General features: G+C 67.7%; 14 protein-coding genes. 4 read left to right on the top strand and 10 right to left on the bottom strand.

Annotation, left to right across the window (positions count from 1 at the left end):
• Nucleotides 1-32: 32 nt before the first annotated feature.
• Nucleotides 33-1,985, top strand: a complete 1,953-nt coding sequence (locus QQA13_RS08730; protein WP_108472936.1) for an acetyl-CoA hydrolase/transferase C-terminal domain-containing protein — start codon at nt 33-35, stop codon at nt 1,983-1,985.
• A 27-nt stretch (nt 1,986-2,012) separates the two neighbouring features.
• Here QQA13_RS08730 and ccoS read toward each other — a convergent pair whose 3' ends face one another.
• Genes ccoS through ccoN form a run of 7 tightly spaced genes read right to left on the bottom strand, consistent with a single transcriptional unit; the run spans nt 2,013 to nt 7,911 of the window.
• Nucleotides 2,013-2,207, bottom strand: a complete 195-nt coding sequence (ccoS, locus tag QQA13_RS08725; protein ID WP_108472935.1) for a cbb3-type cytochrome oxidase assembly protein CcoS — start codon at nt 2,205-2,207, stop codon at nt 2,013-2,015.
• The gene (locus QQA13_RS08720; RefSeq protein ID WP_108472934.1) at nt 2,204-4,462 is read right to left on the bottom strand and encodes a heavy metal translocating P-type ATPase; all 2,259 of its coding nucleotides are present in this window, start codon (nt 4,460-4,462) and stop codon (nt 2,204-2,206) included. Before QQA13_RS08720 ends, ccoS begins: the two co-directional genes overlap by 4 nt.
• The gene (locus QQA13_RS08715) at nt 4,459-4,698 is read right to left on the bottom strand and encodes a hypothetical protein (protein ID WP_108472933.1); all 240 of its coding nucleotides are present in this window, start codon (nt 4,696-4,698) and stop codon (nt 4,459-4,461) included. Before QQA13_RS08715 ends, QQA13_RS08720 begins: the two co-directional genes overlap by 4 nt.
• Nucleotides 4,682-5,590 (bottom strand): cytochrome-c oxidase, cbb3-type subunit III, encoded by a 909-nt coding sequence (gene ccoP / locus QQA13_RS08710; protein WP_108472932.1) that lies wholly within the window; start codon nt 5,588-5,590, stop codon nt 4,682-4,684. Before ccoP ends, QQA13_RS08715 begins: the two co-directional genes overlap by 17 nt.
• Nucleotides 5,587-5,775, bottom strand: a complete 189-nt coding sequence (locus QQA13_RS08705; RefSeq protein ID WP_108472931.1) for a cbb3-type cytochrome oxidase subunit 3 — start codon at nt 5,773-5,775, stop codon at nt 5,587-5,589. The genes ccoP and QQA13_RS08705 overlap by 4 nt, the downstream gene beginning before the upstream one ends.
• On the bottom strand, nt 5,772-6,431 hold the full coding sequence (gene ccoO, locus QQA13_RS08700) for a cytochrome-c oxidase, cbb3-type subunit II (RefSeq protein ID WP_108472930.1): 660 nt from the start codon (nt 6,429-6,431) through the stop codon (nt 5,772-5,774). Before ccoO ends, QQA13_RS08705 begins: the two co-directional genes overlap by 4 nt.
• A gap of 13 nt (nt 6,432-6,444) precedes the next feature.
• A complete protein-coding gene (gene ccoN / locus QQA13_RS08695) occupies nt 6,445-7,911 on the bottom strand; it encodes a cytochrome-c oxidase, cbb3-type subunit I (RefSeq protein ID WP_108472929.1) in 1,467 nt (488 codons plus the stop codon).
• Nucleotides 7,912-8,140: 229 nt separating this feature from the next.
• Between ccoN and ispG the strand changes: the two genes are divergently transcribed.
• Nucleotides 8,141-9,400, top strand: a complete 1,260-nt coding sequence (gene ispG / locus QQA13_RS08690) for a flavodoxin-dependent (E)-4-hydroxy-3-methylbut-2-enyl-diphosphate synthase (protein WP_108472928.1) — start codon at nt 8,141-8,143, stop codon at nt 9,398-9,400.
• A 4-nt stretch (nt 9,401-9,404) separates the two neighbouring features.
• Here ispG and aat read toward each other — a convergent pair whose 3' ends face one another.
• The 3 genes from aat to trxB form a co-directional block, all read right to left on the bottom strand.
• Nucleotides 9,405-10,133: a leucyl/phenylalanyl-tRNA--protein transferase gene (gene aat / locus QQA13_RS08685; protein WP_108472927.1), complete on the bottom strand. Its 729-nt coding sequence runs from the start codon at nt 10,131-10,133 to the stop codon at nt 9,405-9,407.
• Complete coding sequence (locus QQA13_RS08680; protein ID WP_108472995.1) at nt 10,130-11,275, bottom strand: GNAT family N-acetyltransferase; 1,146 nt, start codon at nt 11,273-11,275, stop codon at nt 10,130-10,132. The genes aat and QQA13_RS08680 overlap by 4 nt, the downstream gene beginning before the upstream one ends.
• A 77-nt stretch (nt 11,276-11,352) precedes the next feature.
• Nucleotides 11,353-12,315 carry a thioredoxin-disulfide reductase gene (gene trxB, locus QQA13_RS08675; RefSeq protein ID WP_108472926.1) on the bottom strand — a complete coding sequence of 321 codons (963 nt, stop codon included), beginning with the start codon at nt 12,313-12,315 and terminating at the stop codon, nt 11,353-11,355.
• Between the two features lie 216 nt (nt 12,316-12,531).
• Between trxB and ald the strand changes: the two genes are divergently transcribed.
• Both ald and QQA13_RS08665 read left to right on the top strand, forming a co-directional pair.
• Nucleotides 12,532-13,596: an alanine dehydrogenase gene (gene ald, locus QQA13_RS08670; RefSeq protein ID WP_108472925.1), complete on the top strand. Its 1,065-nt coding sequence runs from the start codon at nt 12,532-12,534 to the stop codon at nt 13,594-13,596.
• Nucleotides 13,597-13,622: 26 nt separating this feature from the next.
• Nucleotides 13,623-15,947, top strand: a complete 2,325-nt coding sequence (locus QQA13_RS08665; protein WP_108472924.1) for a DNA translocase FtsK — start codon at nt 13,623-13,625, stop codon at nt 15,945-15,947.
• Nucleotides 15,948-16,059 lie beyond the last annotated feature (112 nt).

Raw genomic sequence — 16,059 nt, 5'->3', positions numbered from 1 at the left:
TGTCGGCGCGCCGACGTCGCGGGGCTTCTGGCATGATCGCGCGCATGCCGATCGAGTACCGCTACGCCGACACCGAGGCCTGCGCACGCCATCTTGCGCATGCACTGGGTCCGCACCTGCGCATCGCCGCGCCGCTGGGCCTGGGCAAGCCGCATGGCTTGCTCAATGCGCTGTACCGGCTGGTCGCCGCCGACGCCGGGCGCTCGATGCGCCTGTATACCGCGCTGTCGCTGACCCGGCCGCAGCCAGCGCTGGGGCTGGAACAGCGTTTCCTCGGGCCGTTCGTCGAACGCCACTTCGGCGCCGACGCGATCGACCCGCAGTACGCGCTCGACCAGGCGCGCAATGCGCTGCCCGTGAACGTCGAGGTGCACGAGTTCTACCTGCAGTCCGGCGCGCTGCTGCATTCGGCCAGCGCCCAGCGCAACTACATCAGCCAGAACTACACCCACGTGGCGCGCGACCTGGCGGCGCAGGACATCAACCTGCTGGTGCAACTGGTGGCGCGGCGCGAAGGGCCGGACGGCGTGCATTACAGCCTGTCGTGCAACCCTGACCTGACCCTGGATTTCCTGCGCCAGGCGCAATCGAGCGGCCGGCGGCCGCTGTGCGTGGCGGTGGTGCATCCGGAGCTGCCGTACCTGGGCGGCGATGCCGAGGTGGCGGAAGCGTATTTCGACGTGGAGCTGCGCCCGGAACATTCATCGCAGCTGTTTGCGTTGCCGCGGTCGCCGGTGGATCTCGTCGAATACGCGCTGGGCCTGCATGCCAGCGCGCTGGTCAGGGATGGCGGCTGTCTGCAGATCGGCATCGGCGCGTTGTCCGACGCGCTGGTCAAGGCGCTGCTGTTGCGCCAGCACGACAACACCCAATGGCGGCGCGCGCTGGTGGCGCTGGACCCGGGCGGCGCCACCCACTCACTGGCCGGCCAGCTGGGCGGCCTGGCGCCGTTCGGGGCCGGCCTGTACGGCGCCAGCGAGATGGTGATGGACGGCTTCATGCACCTGCAGCGCGGCGGCATCCTGAAGCGGCGCAGCTGGGACGACCTGGCGCTGGAACGCGCCGCCGCGGACGGCCGCCTGGACCCGGCCACGCCGGGCGGACACTACCTGCGCGGCGCGTTCTTCCTCGGTTCGCGCGAGCTGTACGACTGGCTCGACGCCACCGAGGCGGCCGATCCGGACGCGATCGACATGTGCGCGGTGTCCAACGTCAACCAGCTGTACGGCGACCACCAGGCGCTGGCGATGTTGCAGCGGCGCGGCGCGCGTTTCTTCAACACCTGCATGATGGCGACCCTGCTCGGCGCGGCGGTGTCCGATACGCTGGAGGACGGCGCCGTGGTCAGCGGCGTCGGCGGCCAGTACAACTTCGTGGCGATGGCGCACGAGTTGCCGGACGGTCGTTCGGTGCTGCTGCTGCGCGCCACCCGCGAGAGTCGCGGCGGCATCGAGAGCAATATCCGCTGGAACTACGGCCAGACCACCATCCCGCGCCACCTGCGCGACATCGTCATCACCGAGTACGGTGTTGCTGACCTGCGCGGCAAGAGCGACGGCGAGTGCGTCGAGGCGATGCTGTCGATCGCCGATGCGCGCTTCCTCGACGCGCTGTGCGCGCAGGCCAAGGCGCACCGCAAGCTGGCCGCGGATTTCGTGATACCGGAAGCCTGGCGCCGCCATCGCCCGGGCCACCTGCACGAGGTGCTGGCGCCGTTCCGGCAGAAAGGCCTGCTGCCGACGTTTCCGTTCGGCAGCGATTTCACCGGGGTCGAGCAGCGCCTGCTGCCGGCACTGGAATGGCTGAAATCCTGCAGCGGCAACTGGCGCGGCAAATGGCGATTGCTGGGCGCCGTCGTGCGTCCTGGCGAGGTGGCTGCTGGCGAGGGCGAGGCGCTGGCGCGGATGGGTCTGGACGCGCCGGCAAGCGTGTCCGAACGCGTGCAGCAACGTCTGCTGCAAGCCGCCTTGCGCCGCAAGCCGTAGGAGTCTGCTGGCGGGCAGTGCCCGCCCTTACGGTGGCGTGGCGGAATCGCTTTCGGAGGTTTCCGCTGGTGGCGCCGGCTCGGGCTGGTCGTCCATCAGCGGCAGTTGCGCAGGGCTGTCCAGGTCGTCGAACTGCTGGTGGTTGACCGCCCAGAAGAACAGCCGCACGGCCACGATCAGGATGACCAGGGTTACCGGAATCAGCACCAGCAGGATGTTCATGCCGGCAACTCGCGTGCGCCGGTTGCCGGGCCGGAGCGTTCGTCCGAAGTCGCTTCCCGGCTGCCCACGCGCAGTGCGTTCAGCACCACCACCAGCGAACTGAGCGACATGCCGATGCCGGCCAGCCATGGCGGTACCAGGCCGAATGCCGCAAACGGCACCGCGCACAGGTTGTAGGCCAGCGCCCAGCGGCGGCTCTGCGCGGTGATCTGCTGCAGCTGGCAGGCGATCGCGCGTGCGTCGACCAGTCCGCTCAGCCGTCCATCCAGCAGCAACAGGTCGGCATGGGCCTGGGCCAGCTCGGTGCCGGAGGCCAGCGCCGCCGAGACATCGGCACCAGCCAGCAGCGGTGCGTCGTTGCTGCCGTCGCCGACGGCCAGCGTGGTATGTCCCTTGGCGTGCGCGGCCTGCAAGCGTTCGAGTTTGTCCGCGGGCGATTGCCGTGCATGCCAGTCGGCGATGCCGAGGCGATCAGCCACCGTCGCCACGCGACTGGCGGCATCGCCGCTGGCCATGCTGGTCGCGATGCCGTCGGCACGCAGGAAGTCGAGCATGCGGCGGGCATCGGCGCGCGGCTGTTCGTCCAGATGGAAGGCGGCGATGGCACCCTGCGTATCGGCCAGCAGCAAGGCATCGCTGATGCCGGAGGGAATCGCCTGGCCGCTCGGCGCCAGTGCAAAGTCAGCCCGCCCCAGCCACAACGGGCGGCCCGCCACTTCGCCGCAGATGCCGGCAGCGGCAGCCACCTGTACTGATTGCGCCTGCAGCGGCAGCGCCTGCTGGCGTGCCGTGTCGGCCAGCGCACGGGCCAGCGGGTGCGAGCTTTCATGCGCCAGTGCGGCGGCCAGTTGCAGCACCTGCTCGGCACTGTCGCCGCGCAAGGGCTCGACCGCGTGGCGGTCCAGTTGCGGCACCGTCAGCGTGCCGGTCTTGTCGAACATCGCGTAGTCGACCGCGGCCAGCCGGCCGAGTGCCTCGCCGTGGGTGACCAGCACGCCGCGACCGGCCAGCACGCCCAGTGCCCGGGTCAGCGTGGCCGGGCGGGTGAGCGCGAACGCACAGGGGCAGGCGACGACCAGCACCGCCACTGCCGCTTCGAAAGCACGCGCGGGATCGACCAGCGACCAGCCCAGTGCGGTGAGTACGGTCAGCCCCAGCACGCGGGCGACGAAGCGGCCGACCTCGCGATCGCTGGCGGCGCCCAGCGTACGTGCCTGCCGCGCACGCGTGGCCAGTTCACCCAGCCGCGCCACGGTGGTGGTGTTGCCGCTGTGCTCCACGATCAGTTCGGCCGGGCCGGACAACAGCACGCTGCCGGCGATCAGCTGGTCGCCGCGCATGCGTCGCACCGGTCGCGACTCGCCCGACAGCAGCGCTTCATCCACCCGGACATCCGCGCTCTGCAGCACGCCGTCGGCGGGCACCCGGGTGCCTTCGGCGATGTGCACGCGGTCGCCGGACAGCAGGGTCATTGCCGGCACCGTTTCCAGTTCGCCATCGGCACGACGGCGTTGCGCCAGCAGCGGCGCGGTGTCGATCACCGCATCGCCCATCGCACCGCTGCGGTGGCGCGAGCGCAGTTCCAGGTAGCGCCCGCCCAGCAGCAGGAACACGAACATGGTCACCGAATCGAAATAGATCTCGCCGCTGCCGCGCAGGGTGTTGATCATGCTGGCCAGGAACACCAGGGCCACCGCCAGCGCGACCGGCAGGTTGATGCCGAGCCGGCGCTCGCGCAGTTCCTGCAGCGCACCGCGGAAGAACGGCATGGCCGAGTAGAACACCACCGGTACGCTGGTCAGCAGGCCGAGCCAGCGGAACAGGTTGCGCGTGCTGAAATCGACGAAGTCGACCACGCCGATATAGATGACGAATGCATAGGTCATCACCTGCATTGCGCACATGCCGGCCACCAGCAGGCGCTTCAGCGCGTCGTGCTGTTCCTGCGCGCGGGCATCGTCGATGCTGTCGTGCTGCAGCGGTTGTGCCGGGCAACCGGCGGCGGCGAAATTCGCCAGCAGGGTCGGCAAGGGCGTACGGCCGACATCCAGCACCACCCGCACCCGGCGCGCCGGACGATCGATGGCAACGCGCTGCACGCCGGGCAGTGAGCGGATCAGTTGTTCCAGTTGCAGGACCTGGCGGGCATCGGTCAGCGCCTCGACCGAGAGTGCGATCTCGCTGCAACCGTCGCGGCGGGGGCGCAGTACCTGCGCGGCGAGTTGCGGATGGGCCCACGCCGCGTAGCTGTTCATGGCGGTGGGTCAGTCGACGGTCTGGGTGCCGGACGGGCGCTGCTGTGTGCACTGACCGGCACGCCAAACACGGTGTGCGCGGTATCCAGTGGCGTGTCGGCGTAGCGGTTGCCGACCACGATCAGCCAGATGCAGCCAGCCATCGACGCCACGAAGACGAACACGCCCAGCCACGCGATCGGTTGCCGATACCACGCCGATCCGTGCCGGGCCGAAGGTTCATTGCCTGCTTTCATCGACAGGGTGCGACAGCTGGTAGACATAGGCGGCGACCACATGGATCTGGTCGTCGTTCAGACGCGGGCTCCATGCCGGCATGTGGCCCTGGCGTCCTTCGCCGATGGTCTTCTCGATGTCGGCCACGCTACCGCCGTGCAGCCAGATCTTGTCGGTGAGGTTGGGTGCACCGAGTGCCTGATTGCCCTTGCCTTCGGCACCATGGCACGCCGCGCAGGTAGCAAACAGCGGCTGGCCGGCGGCGGCCTTGGTCGCGTCGTGCGGCGAGCCGGACAGGCTCAGCACGTACTGCGCCAGATTCTTCACGTTGTCCGCGCCCAGGCTGGCCCACGGCGGCATGACGCCGCTGCGGCCGTCGTGGATCGAGGTGGTGATGTCGCTGCCGCTGCCGCCGTAGAGCCAGTCGTTGTCGGTGAGGTTGGGCGCACCGAGCAGCATGTTGCCCTTGCCGCTGCGCTGATGGCAGGCGGCGCAGTTGTCCTCGAACAACACCTTGCCCATCGCCAGCGCTTCCGGATCGCCGGCCAGCTTTTCCACCGGGTACAGGCGGAAGCGTTCCAGCAGTGGTTCGAGCCTGGCGTTGTTGGCGGCCTGGTCACGCTGCAGCTGGCCGTGCGAGGTCCAGTTCAGCGCACCCTTGTGGTTGCCGAAACCCGGGTACAGGTAGAGGTAGGTGAAGCCGGCCACGAACATGCTGGCAGAAAACACCACCCACCACGTCGGCAACCGGCGCACGCCTTCGCGCAGCACGCCGTGCGCCCACACATGGCCGCTGGTGCCGTCGGGCAGGGTCGGTATCTTCGCGCGCGGGCCCCACAGGAACAGGAACAGCGTGATGCCCATGTTGAGCACCACCAGGAACATCACCCATAACGACCAGCCACTGCTCATGGGCGATTCTCCTTCGTGCGGCCATCGGTTTCCGGCTCATCTTCCAGTGGCAGGTGCGCCATGCGGTTGAAGGTCGGTTTGTGATATTTGCGCCAGGCCCAGATCCAGATGCCGATGAAACTGATCATCATCAGCACGATGAATACGCCGGCGACATGGCCCCAGATCGGGTTGATCGGTGTCATGGCGCGCCTCCGTCACTGGCCGCGGCATTGGCGGCCGCCGTCGAGACCGGTTCATTCTTGATGCCCAGCCCCTGCAGGTAGGCGATCAGCGCGTCCAGCTCGGTCTTGCCTTCCACGGCGGCGGGGGCGCCGGCGATCTCGGCGTCGGTGTACGGGTCGCCCAGCCGGCGCAGCGTGCGCATGCGCGCCTGCACGTCGGCCGCATCGATCTTGTTGTGCGCCAGCCACGGATAGCCGGGCATGTTGGATTGCGGCACCACCTGGCGCGGGTCCATCAGATGCATGCGCTGCCAGTCGTCGGAGTACTTGCCGCCCACGCGTGCCAGGTCCGGGCCGGTGCGCTTGGAGCCCCACTGGAACGGGCGGTCGTAGACCGATTCCGCCGCGGTGGAGTAATGGCCGTAGCGTTCGGTCTCGAAGCGCAGCGCGCGGATCATCTGCGAATGGCACAGGTAGCAGCCCTCGCGCACGTAGACGTCCTTGCCGATCAGTCGCAGCGGGTCGTACGGTTGCACGCCCGGCGGCGCCTTCACCGAATGCGCCTCCATGAACAGCGGGGTGATTTCGGCCAGGCCGCCCAGCGAGACCATGATCGCGATCAGGACGCCGAGCAGGCCGACGTGTTTCTCGATTGCTTCGAAATGCTTGTAAGCCATGATGACGTGTTCCTCAGCCGACGGCCGGCAGTGGCGCGGGTACCTGGTGCGGTACCGGCTCGGGGATGGGAACCGGGATCGGCTTGATCAGCCGCGCGCGCGCGTCCGCCGCCGTGTGCCACAGGTTCCAAGCCATCACCCACATGCCCGACAGGATGCATACGCCACCCAGCCAGCGGATGAGGTACATCGGCTTGATCGCGATCAGGCTGTCCAGGAAGCCGTAGGTGAGCGCGCCGTCCGGGTTGGTGGCGCGCCACATCAGGCCTTCGGTGACGCCGGCCGTCCACATCGAGCCGATGTAGAGCAGGGTGCCGATGATGTGCAGCCAGAAGTGCAGCTCCATGCTCTTGTGCGAATACATCTCCGGCCGACCCAGCGCGCGCGGCGCCATCGCGTACAGCGAGCCGATGGTGATCATCGCGACCCAGCCGAGCGAGCCGGAATGCACGTGGGCGATCGTCCAGTCGGTGTAGTGCGACAGCGAGTTGACCGTCTTGACCGCCATCATCGAGCCTTCGAACGTGGCGGCGCCGTAGAACACCAGCGACATCACCATGAACTTGGCCGCCGGGTCGGTCTTCAGCTTGTGCCACGAACCGTTGAAGGTGAGCAGCCCGTTCGCCGCCGAACCCAGGCTCGGCATCAGCAGCACCAGCGAGAACGCCATGCCGACCGACTGCACCCAGTCCGGCAGCGCGGTGTACATCAGGTGGTGCGCGCCGGCCCACATGTAGACCGAGATCAGCGCCCAGAAATTGACGATCGAGAAGCGGTAGCTCCACAGCGGCTGCTGGGCCTGCCGCGGCACGAAGTAATACATCATGCCGAGGAAGCCGGCGGTCAGGAAGAACGCCACCGCGTTGTGGCCGTACCACCACTGCACCATCGCATCGACCACGCCCGAATAGATCGAGTACGACTTGGTCAGCGAGACCGGAATGGCGAGGTTGTTGACGATGTGCAGCAGGCCGACGGCGATGATGAAGGCGCCGTAGTACCAGTTCGCCACGTAGATGTGCTTGATGCGCCGGCGCGCCAGGCTGCCGAAGAACACCACGCCGAAACTGACCCAGACCACCGCGATCAGGATGTCGATGAACCATTCCGGTTCGGCGTATTCCTTGCTCTGGGTGAGCCCCAGCGGCATCGTGGTCATGGCCAGCACGCAGACCAGTTGCCAGCCCCAGAACGTGAACCCGGCCAGTTTGGTGAAGGCCAGCCGGGCGTGCCCGGTACGCTGCACCACGTAGTAGCAGGTGCCCATCAGCGCCGAACCGCCGAAAGCGAAGATCACGCCGAACGTATGATCGGGGCGTAGCCGGCTGAAGGTGATCCATGGCAAGTTGAAATTGAGCGCCGGCCACATCAGCTCGGCGGCGATGTACACGCCGACCGACATGCCGATGATGCCCCATACGGCGGCGGCCAACAGGAACTGGCGCACGACCCTGTCGTTGTAATACTCGGTGTTCGGCATGGGGTTTCCCGGCTGGATAACTGGCGAATTCTAAGGCAAGAATGCGACGCCACCTTGACCACGATCAAGTCGCTGCGGCAATCCGTCCACGTGCAAAAAAGACGGGAATGGGCTACCTCCGGCCCCGCAGGCACCAGCGTGCGCTGATTTGTCGCAAGAGGGCAAGCCTGATCGGTTATTCTTGTCGCCATCGCCGCGAGCTTTCGCGACCTGTATTCCGGTTGATTCCATGAGTGAGCTTGCTGCACAGAAACCGCGTCCGGCCGCGCCGGCGCTACGCCGGCCCAGCGTGGCCGTGCAGATCGGCAAGGTGATGGTGGGCGGCGGCGCGCCGGTGGTGGTGCAGTCGATGACCAACACCGACACCGAGGACCCGGCCAGCACCGCGAAACAGATTGCCGAGCTGGCCCGTGCCGGCTCCGAGCTGGTACGCATCACGGTCAACACGCCGGCTGCCGCCGCCGCGGTGCCGCGCATCGCCGAGCGGCTGGCGATGATGGGGGTGGAGGTGCCGATCGTGGGCGACTTCCACTACAACGGCCACCAGCTGCTGGAGCGCGAGCCGGCCTGCGCCGAGGTGCTGGCGAAGTACCGCATCAACCCCGGCAACGTCGGCTTCGGCAAGAAGAAGGACAGCCAGTTCGGCGCGATCATCGAGAAGGCGATCCAGTACCGCAAACCGGTGCGCATCGGTGCGAACTGGGGCTCGCTGGACCAGGGCATGCTCACCGCGCTGATGGACGAGAACGCGCGCCGCGCCGAGCCATGGGACGCCTCGCACGTGGCCCGCGAGGCGCTGATCCGTTCGGCGCTGGATTCGGCCGTGCTGGCCGAGAAGATCGGCCTGCCGCGCGAGCGCATCATCTTGTCGTGCAAGGTCTCCGGCGTGCAGGAACTGATCGCGGTGTACCGCGACCTGGCCGCGCGCTGCGACTACGCGCTGCACCTGGGTCTGACCGAGGCCGGCATGGGTTCAAAGGGCATCACTGCATCCAGCGCCGCGCTCGCCGTGCTGCTGCAGGAAGGCATCGGCGACACCATCCGCATCTCGCTCACGCCGGAGCCGGGTGCCTCGCGCACCGGCGAGGTGATCGTGGCGCAGGAACTGCTGCAGACCATGGGCCTGCGCTCGTTCACGCCGCTGGTCACCGCCTGCCCGGGTTGCGGGCGCACCACCAGCGAGTTCTTCCAGGTACTCGCCAAGACCGTGCAGGAACATGTGCGCGAGCAGATGCCGGTGTGGCGGATCAAGTACGACGGCGTGGAGAACCTCACCCTGGCGGTGATGGGCTGCATCGTCAACGGCCCGGGCGAATCCAAGCACGCCAACATCGGCATCTCGCTGCCGGGCAACGGCGAGGCGCCGGCGGCACCGGTGTTCATCGACGGCGAGAAGGCGATGACCCTGCGCGGCGACAACATCGCGAACGAGTTCGTGGGCATCCTCGACGATTACGTGGCGCGCAAGTACACCGCGCGGGCCGGCTGACAGCTCAGCCGCCGGCGGCAGGCTGCAGCAGGCGCGGCGTGAAGGCGGCCCAGCTGCCGACCAGCCCGGGCATCTGGCCGAGCCGCGCAGCCTGCCGCAGGAACTCCACGCGCGGCATCTCGATCGCGCCCAGGCCCAGCGTATGCGAGTTGCTGACCTGGGCGTCGATCAGCGGAAAATCCATGTCGCGCAGCAGGTGCGCCAGCGCGGCCAGGGCGAGCTTGGAGCCGCCGCTTTCTGCACTGAACATCGATTCGCCGCAGAACAGCCGGCCGATGGCCACCCCGTAGATGCCGCCGACCAGGCGCTCGCCGTCCCAGACTTCGACGCTGTGCGCATGGCCGAGCCGGTGCAGTTGCCGATAGGCGTCGATCATCGCCGGCACCAGCCAGGTGCCGGAGTCGTTGGCGCGCGGCGCGGCGCAGGCGCAGATGACCTGCTCGAACGCGTGGTCCACGCTGAGTCGCCACGGCTTGCCCCTGAGCTGGCGGCGCAGGCTGCGGTTGATCCGCGGGGTTTCGGTACGGAACACGCAACGCGGATCGGGCGACCACCACAGGATCGGTTCATGCTCGCCGAACCACGGGAAGATGCCGAGGCTGTACGCGGCCAGCAGCCGCTGCGGCGACAGGTCGCCACCGACCGCGAGCAGGCCGTTCGGTTCGGCCAGCGCCTGGCGCGGATCGGGAAAGCGGTCCCAGGCTTCGGCATCCAGCAGCGGCAGCCGGTTCATCGTTCGACCTTGCCGTGTTCGGCATAGGGGCTGTGGTCTTGCAGCTCGTTGGCATAAGCGTCGACCGCTTCGGCCTCGCTGGCAAGCGCCGTGGCTACTGCGGCGCGGAAACCGGGGTTCGCCAGGTAGTGGCGCGAGTGCGTGCGCACCGGCAGGAAGCCGCGTGCCAGCTTGTGTTCGCCCTGCGCACCGGGTTCGAAGCGGTCGAGCCGGTGCGCGATCGCGTATTCGATGCCGCGGTAGTAACACAGCTCGAAATGCAGGCCGGACACGTCCGTCGACGCGCCCCAGTAGCGGCCGTACAGCACGTTGCCGCCCTGCACGAACAGCGCCATCGCCACGATGGCTGCGCCAGCACGGGCCAGTGCGAGCTGAACGGTCGACCCCAGCGTGCCGAGCCGCTGGAAGAACGCGGCGGTCAGCGCCGCGTGGTTGCCCTTCATGTCGAAGGTGGCTTCGTACAGCGCATGCACGCGCTGCCACTCATCGGGGCCGAGCGTGTCGCCGCTGCGCCACTCGATGGCCAGTCCGCTCGCCACCACCTGGCGGCGTTCGTGCAGGATGTTCTTGCGCTTCTTGTGGCTGAGCGCGGCGAGGAAGTCCGGGAAGTGGCGGTAACCGCGGTTGTGCCAGTGGAACTGCACGTCCGAGCGAGCCAGCCAGTCGTCGCCGAACGCGGCCAGTTCGGCGCCCTGCAGGAAGTTCGCGTGCACCGACGACAGGCCCAGCCGCTCGGCTTCGCCGCGCATCGCCTCGACCAGTTCGCGCTGCAGCGACGGCGTGCGCGCGTCATGGCCGGCCAGCAGGCGTGGCCCGGGCACGGGCGAGTAGGGCACGCCGTTGAGCAGCTTCGGATAGTACTCGCCACCGGCGCGCTCCCAGGCGCGCGCCCAGCTCCAGTCGAACACGAACTCGCCGTGCGAGTTACCCTTCAGGTACAGCGGCGCGGCGGCCAGCAGTCGGCCGTCTTCGTACAGTCCCAGGTGATGCGCCTGCCAGCCCCAGTCGGGACGGATGCAGCCACTGCGTTCCAGCGCGTGCAGGAACGCGTGCGACACGAACGGGTTCGCCTCGGCGCGCAGGGCGTCCCATTCCGCGGCAGGCAGTTCGGCGATCGCGTCGTGGAAGCGGATCTCGTGCATGGCCATGCAGTGTGGAACGAGCGGTACGGTTCATGCCACCGCTCATTCCTCACTCCTTTCCACTCAGTCCTGCTTCATCAGCCCGCCGGCGTCTGCTGGTCCAGCCAGCGTTCGGCGTCCAGCGCGGCCATGCAGCCGAAGCCGGCCGAGGTGACCGCCTGGCGGTAGATGTGGTCGGCCACGTCGCCGGCGGCGAACACGCCGGGCACCGAGGTCATCGTGGCCATGCCGTGCTGGCCGCTGTGGATCTTGATGTAGCCGTCGTGCATGTCGAGCTGCCCTTCGAAGATGCCGGTGTTCGGCGTGTGGCCGATCGCCACGAAGAAGCCGGTGGCGGCGATGTCGCGGGTGACGCCGGAGTTGACGTCCTTCACGCGCACGCCGGTGACGCCGGTGTGGTCGCCCAGCACCTCGTCGATGGTGTGGTTCCAGACCAGCTCGATCTTGCCGGCGGCGGCCTTCTCGAACAGCTTGTCCTGCATGATCTTCTCGGCGCGCAGCTTGTCGCGGCGGTGCACCAGGTAGACCTTGCGGCCGATGTTGGCCAGGTACAGCGCTTCCTCGACCGCGGTGTTGCCGCCGCCGATCACCACCACGTCCTGGTCGCGGAAGAAGAAGCCGTCGCAAGTGGCGCAGGCGGACACGCCCTTGCCCTTGAACTTCTCCTCGCTGGCGATGCCGAGGTATTTGGCGGTGGCGCCGGTGGCGATGATCATCGCGTCGGCGGTGTACTCGCCGGAGTCGCCCTTGAGCCGGAACGGGCGCTGCTTCAGGTCCACCGTGTGGATGTGGTCGAAGATCATCTCGGTGTGGAAGCGCTCGGCGTGCTCGGCCATGCGCTGCATCAGCGCCGGACCCTGCAGGCCCTCGACGTCGCCCGGCCAGTTGTCCACGTCGGTGGTGGTCATCAGCTGGCCGCCCTGCTGCAGGCCGGTGATCATGGTCGGCTTGAGGTTGGCGCGGGCGGCGTACACCGCGGCGGTGTAGCCGGCGGGGCCGGAGCCAAGGATCAGCAGGCGGCTGTGTTTGGGGGTGCTCATGGTGGTTATAATCCTTGGGTTTTCGGGTGACTTGAGTGGCTATTCGCTCCAGCTCCTGCGGCCGTTTCCTTTCGGGACGCAGCAGGTGATGACGATGGAGCACACGACCCCGGAAGAATGGGGAATACGCGGCACCGATTCAAGGCATCGGCTGATCGGCGGCACGACCGCGTCGGTGGCGCGATGGGTTCAACCTTTCACAGGACACCATATTCCATGCGCATCGGCATTCCCTCCGAAACCAAGACGATGGAAGGGCGTGTTGCCCTGATTCCCGCCGCCGCCGCCGACCTGGTGCGCCGCGGCCATGACGTATTCATCCAGTCCGGCGCCGGCCTGAAAAGCGGCTTTGCCGACGAAGCCTATGCCCGGGAAGGGATTACGGTGGTGGCGGATGCCGCCGCGCTGTACGCGGCTGGCGAGCTGATCGTCAAGGTGAAGGAGCCGGTCACCGGCGACCTGGCCCTGCTGCAGAAGCACCACCTGCTGTTCTGCTACCTGCACCTGGCCGCCGAACCCGCGCTGACCCGCCGCCTGCTCGACATCGGCCTCACCGCCGTGGCGTTCGAGTCGGTGACCGAGAACGGCATGCTGCCGCTGCTGCTGCCGATGTCGGTGATCGCCGGCCGCATCGCCACCCAGCTCGGCACCACGCTGCTGCATCGCCCGCAGGGCGGCAAGGGCAAGCTGCTCGGCGGCATGGCGTCCACCCCGCGTGGCAAGGTGGTGGTGCTCGGTGCCGGTGCCGCCGGTGGCAACGCCGCGGCGCTGGCCGCGGCTGCCGGCGCCAACGTGGTGGTGTTCGACAAGCGCCACGACCGCCTCGCCGAGATGATGGCGATGGGCAACAACGTCACCGCGCTGTACGCCTACGAGTCGTCGGTGGCCGAGGAAGTGCGCGATGCCGACATCGTGGTCGGCGCGGTGCTGATCCCCAGCGCCCGGGCGCCGCACGTGGTCACCGAGGCGATGGTGAAGACGATGGAGCCGGGCAGCGTGCTGGTGGATATCGCGATCGACCAGGGCGGCTGCTTCGAGACATCGCATCCGACCACCTGGGAGAAACCCACCTACGACGTGCACGGCGTCACCCATTTCTGCGTGACCAACATGCCGGGCGCGGTGCCGCAGACCTCGTCGCTGGCGATCTCCGCCGCGATCCTGCCGTACGTGCAGCGCCTGGCCGCGGGCAGCGAGTGGCGCCAGTTCGCCCCGCTGAATAGCGGCATCAACGTCGACGGCGGCAAGCTGGTGCACCCCGCGCTGCAAGGTATGCTCTGACCTTGGGCAGGAAAGGAATACCAGGCGTGGCGCGCAGCACGAATGTCAGACAATCACCGAAACAAGGCCTCAGCGAGGAGCTGAAGCGCCGGCTGCGCGAAGCCGGGGCCCTGCTGCTGCTGCCGCTGGCGCTGTACCTGCTGGTGTGCCTGTTCAGCTACAACCCGCACGACCCCAGCTGGACCAACGCCGGCCAGCTGGAACACGCGCGCAATTTCGGCGGCACCGTGGGTGCCTACATCGCCGACCTGCTGCGCTGGATCTTCGGCCTGGTCGCCTACTGTTTCCCGCTGTTGCTGCTGTTGCTGGGCGTGCAGGTGCTGCGCCAGCGCGGCGAGCAGGTGGTGCATCCGTGGGAACCGGCGTTGCGGCTGGTCGGCTTCGTGTTTTTCTTCATCACCGGCCCGGCGCTGCTGTACCTCAATTTCCACGACGAGCCGGTGCTGCCGCAGGGCGTGGGCGGCATCATCGGCGTGTGGGTCGGCGACGCTCTGCTCAGCGCGTTCGGCGCCAAGGGCGCGCCGCTGCTGTTGCTGGCGCTGTTCCTGATCGCGGTGACCCTGGCCACCGGCCTGTCCTGGTTCAAGGTGATGGACTGGACCGGGCATGGCGTGCTGAAGCTGGTCGACTGGCTCAAGGGCAAGCTGCGCGAGGCGCCGCAGGCACTGGCCGCGCGGCAGGCGCGTACCGAGCGCGAAGTGGTGAAGAAAGCCGACGCGGTGCGCCAGGCCAAGCGCGAGCCGGTGCGCATCGAGGCGCCGCCGGCGCCGGTGACCAAGAGCGAACGCGCGAAGCTCGAAACGCAGATTCCGCTGTTCGTCGGCGCAGCCGCGCCGGGCGAACTGCCGCCGTTGTCGCTGCTGGACGAGGCACCGCCGCAGGGTCCGGGTTATTCCGAGGAAACCCTCGAGGTGCTCTCGCGCCAGGTCGAGTTCAAGCTGAAGGACTTCAAGATCGACGTGAAGGTGGTCGGCGCCTATCCGGGCCCGGTGATCACCCGCTTCGAGATGGAGCCGGCGCCGGGCATCCGCGGTTCGCAGGTGTCCAGCCTGGACAAGGACATTGCGCGCGGCCTGTCGGTGGTCAGCGTGCGCGTGGTCGATGTGATCCCCGGCAAGAACGTGATCGGCCTGGAGATCCCCAACACCCACAAGCAGATCGTGTATCTCTCCGAGATCCTGCGTTCGGACAAGTACGACCAGCAGAAATCGCCGCTGGCGCTGGCGCTGGGCAAAGACATCGGCGGCAAACCCGTCGTGGTCGACCTCGGCAAGATGCCGCATCTGCTGGTGGCCGGCACCACCGGTTCGGGCAAGTCGGTGGCGGTCAACGCGATGGTGCTGAGCCTGCTGTACAAGGCCAGCCCGAAAGACGTGCGGATGATCATGATCGACCCGAAGATGCTGGAGCTCTCGGTGTACGAGGGCATCCCGCACCTGCTGGCGCCGGTGGTTACCGACATGAAGGAAGCCGCCAACGCACTGCGCTGGTGCGTGGCCGAGATGGAACGCCGCTACAAGCTGATGGCTGCGGTGGGCGTGCGCAACCTGGCCGGCTTCAACAAGAAGGTGAAGGACGCCGAGAACGCCGGCCAGCCGCTGCTGGACCCGCTGTTCCGGCCGAATCCGGAGATGCCGAACCTCGCCGCCGAGCCGCTGGAACCGCTGCCGTACATCGTGGTGTTCATCGACGAATTCGCCGACATGATGATGATCGTCGGCAAGAAGGTGGAAGAACTCATTGCCCGCCTGGCGCAGAAGGCGCGCGCTGCCGGCGTGCACCTGATCCTGGCGACCCAGCGCCCGTCGGTGGACGTGATCACCGGCCTGATCAAGGCGAACATTCCCACCCGCATCGCGTTCCAGGTGTCCAGCAAGATCGACTCGCGCACGATTCTTGATCAGTCCGGGGCGGAGACGCTGCTCGGCTACGGCGACATGCTGTACCTGCCGCCGGGCACCGCCACGCCGGAACGCGTGCACGGCGCCTTCGTCGACGACCACGAGGTGCACCATGTGGTGGCCTGGCTGAAATCGCAGGGTGCGCCGAACTACATCGAGGGCGTGCTGGAGGAAGTCCAGGCCACCAGCGACGGCAAGTTCATCAACGACTCGGGCCTGCCGCAGGAAGGCGAAGAGGGCGGCGACGCGGATACGCAGCTGTACGACAAGGCCGTGGCGGTCGTCACGCAGACCCGTCGCGCCTCGATCTCCGGCGTGCAGCGGCACCTGCGCATCGGCTACAACCGCGCCGCGCGGCTGGTCGAACAGATGGAGCTGGATGGCGTGGTCAGCGCGCCCCAGCACAACGGCAACCGCGAGGTGCTGGCGCCGCCGCCGCCGAAGAATTGAGCCTTTGGCAGGGCGGGCATCGCCCGTCGGCTTCTGCTCTCCTCTCCGATGGGGTAAAAGCGGATGGGGTAAAAGCGGCGAGCAGTGCCCGCCCTACAGATCCATTAAGCCG

The organism is Rhodanobacter thiooxydans (assembly GCF_030291135.1).
In the GTDB taxonomy this organism is placed as follows: domain Bacteria; phylum Pseudomonadota; class Gammaproteobacteria; order Xanthomonadales; family Rhodanobacteraceae; genus Rhodanobacter; species Rhodanobacter thiooxydans_A.
The sequence above is the reverse complement of the archived record's forward strand: the minus strand, read 5'-3'. Positions and strand labels throughout refer to the sequence as shown.

Excerpts from the sequence above, each read along its gene's own strand:
- QQA13_RS08730 (WP_108472936.1), top strand. The coding sequence starts at position 33 with ATGATCGCGCGCATGCCGATCGAGTACCGCTACGCCGACACCGAGGCC.
- ccoS (WP_108472935.1), bottom strand. The coding sequence starts at position 2,207 with ATGAACATCCTGCTGGTGCTGATTCCGGTAACCCTGGTCATCCTGATC.
- QQA13_RS08720 (WP_108472934.1), bottom strand. The coding sequence starts at position 4,462 with ATGAACAGCTACGCGGCGTGGGCCCATCCGCAACTCGCCGCGCAGGTA.
- QQA13_RS08715 (WP_108472933.1), bottom strand. The coding sequence starts at position 4,698 with ATGAAAGCAGGCAATGAACCTTCGGCCCGGCACGGATCGGCGTGGTAT.
- ccoP (WP_108472932.1), bottom strand. The coding sequence starts at position 5,590 with ATGAGCAGTGGCTGGTCGTTATGGGTGATGTTCCTGGTGGTGCTCAAC.
- QQA13_RS08705 (WP_108472931.1), bottom strand. The coding sequence starts at position 5,775 with ATGACACCGATCAACCCGATCTGGGGCCATGTCGCCGGCGTATTCATC.
- ccoO (WP_108472930.1), bottom strand. The coding sequence starts at position 6,431 with ATGGCTTACAAGCATTTCGAAGCAATCGAGAAACACGTCGGCCTGCTC.
- ccoN (WP_108472929.1), bottom strand. The coding sequence starts at position 7,911 with ATGCCGAACACCGAGTATTACAACGACAGGGTCGTGCGCCAGTTCCTG.
- ispG (WP_108472928.1), top strand. The coding sequence starts at position 8,141 with ATGAGTGAGCTTGCTGCACAGAAACCGCGTCCGGCCGCGCCGGCGCTA.
- aat (WP_108472927.1), bottom strand. The coding sequence starts at position 10,133 with ATGAACCGGCTGCCGCTGCTGGATGCCGAAGCCTGGGACCGCTTTCCC.
- QQA13_RS08680 (WP_108472995.1), bottom strand. The coding sequence starts at position 11,275 with ATGCACGAGATCCGCTTCCACGACGCGATCGCCGAACTGCCTGCCGCG.
- trxB (WP_108472926.1), bottom strand. The coding sequence starts at position 12,315 with ATGAGCACCCCCAAACACAGCCGCCTGCTGATCCTTGGCTCCGGCCCC.
- ald (WP_108472925.1), top strand. The coding sequence starts at position 12,532 with ATGCGCATCGGCATTCCCTCCGAAACCAAGACGATGGAAGGGCGTGTT.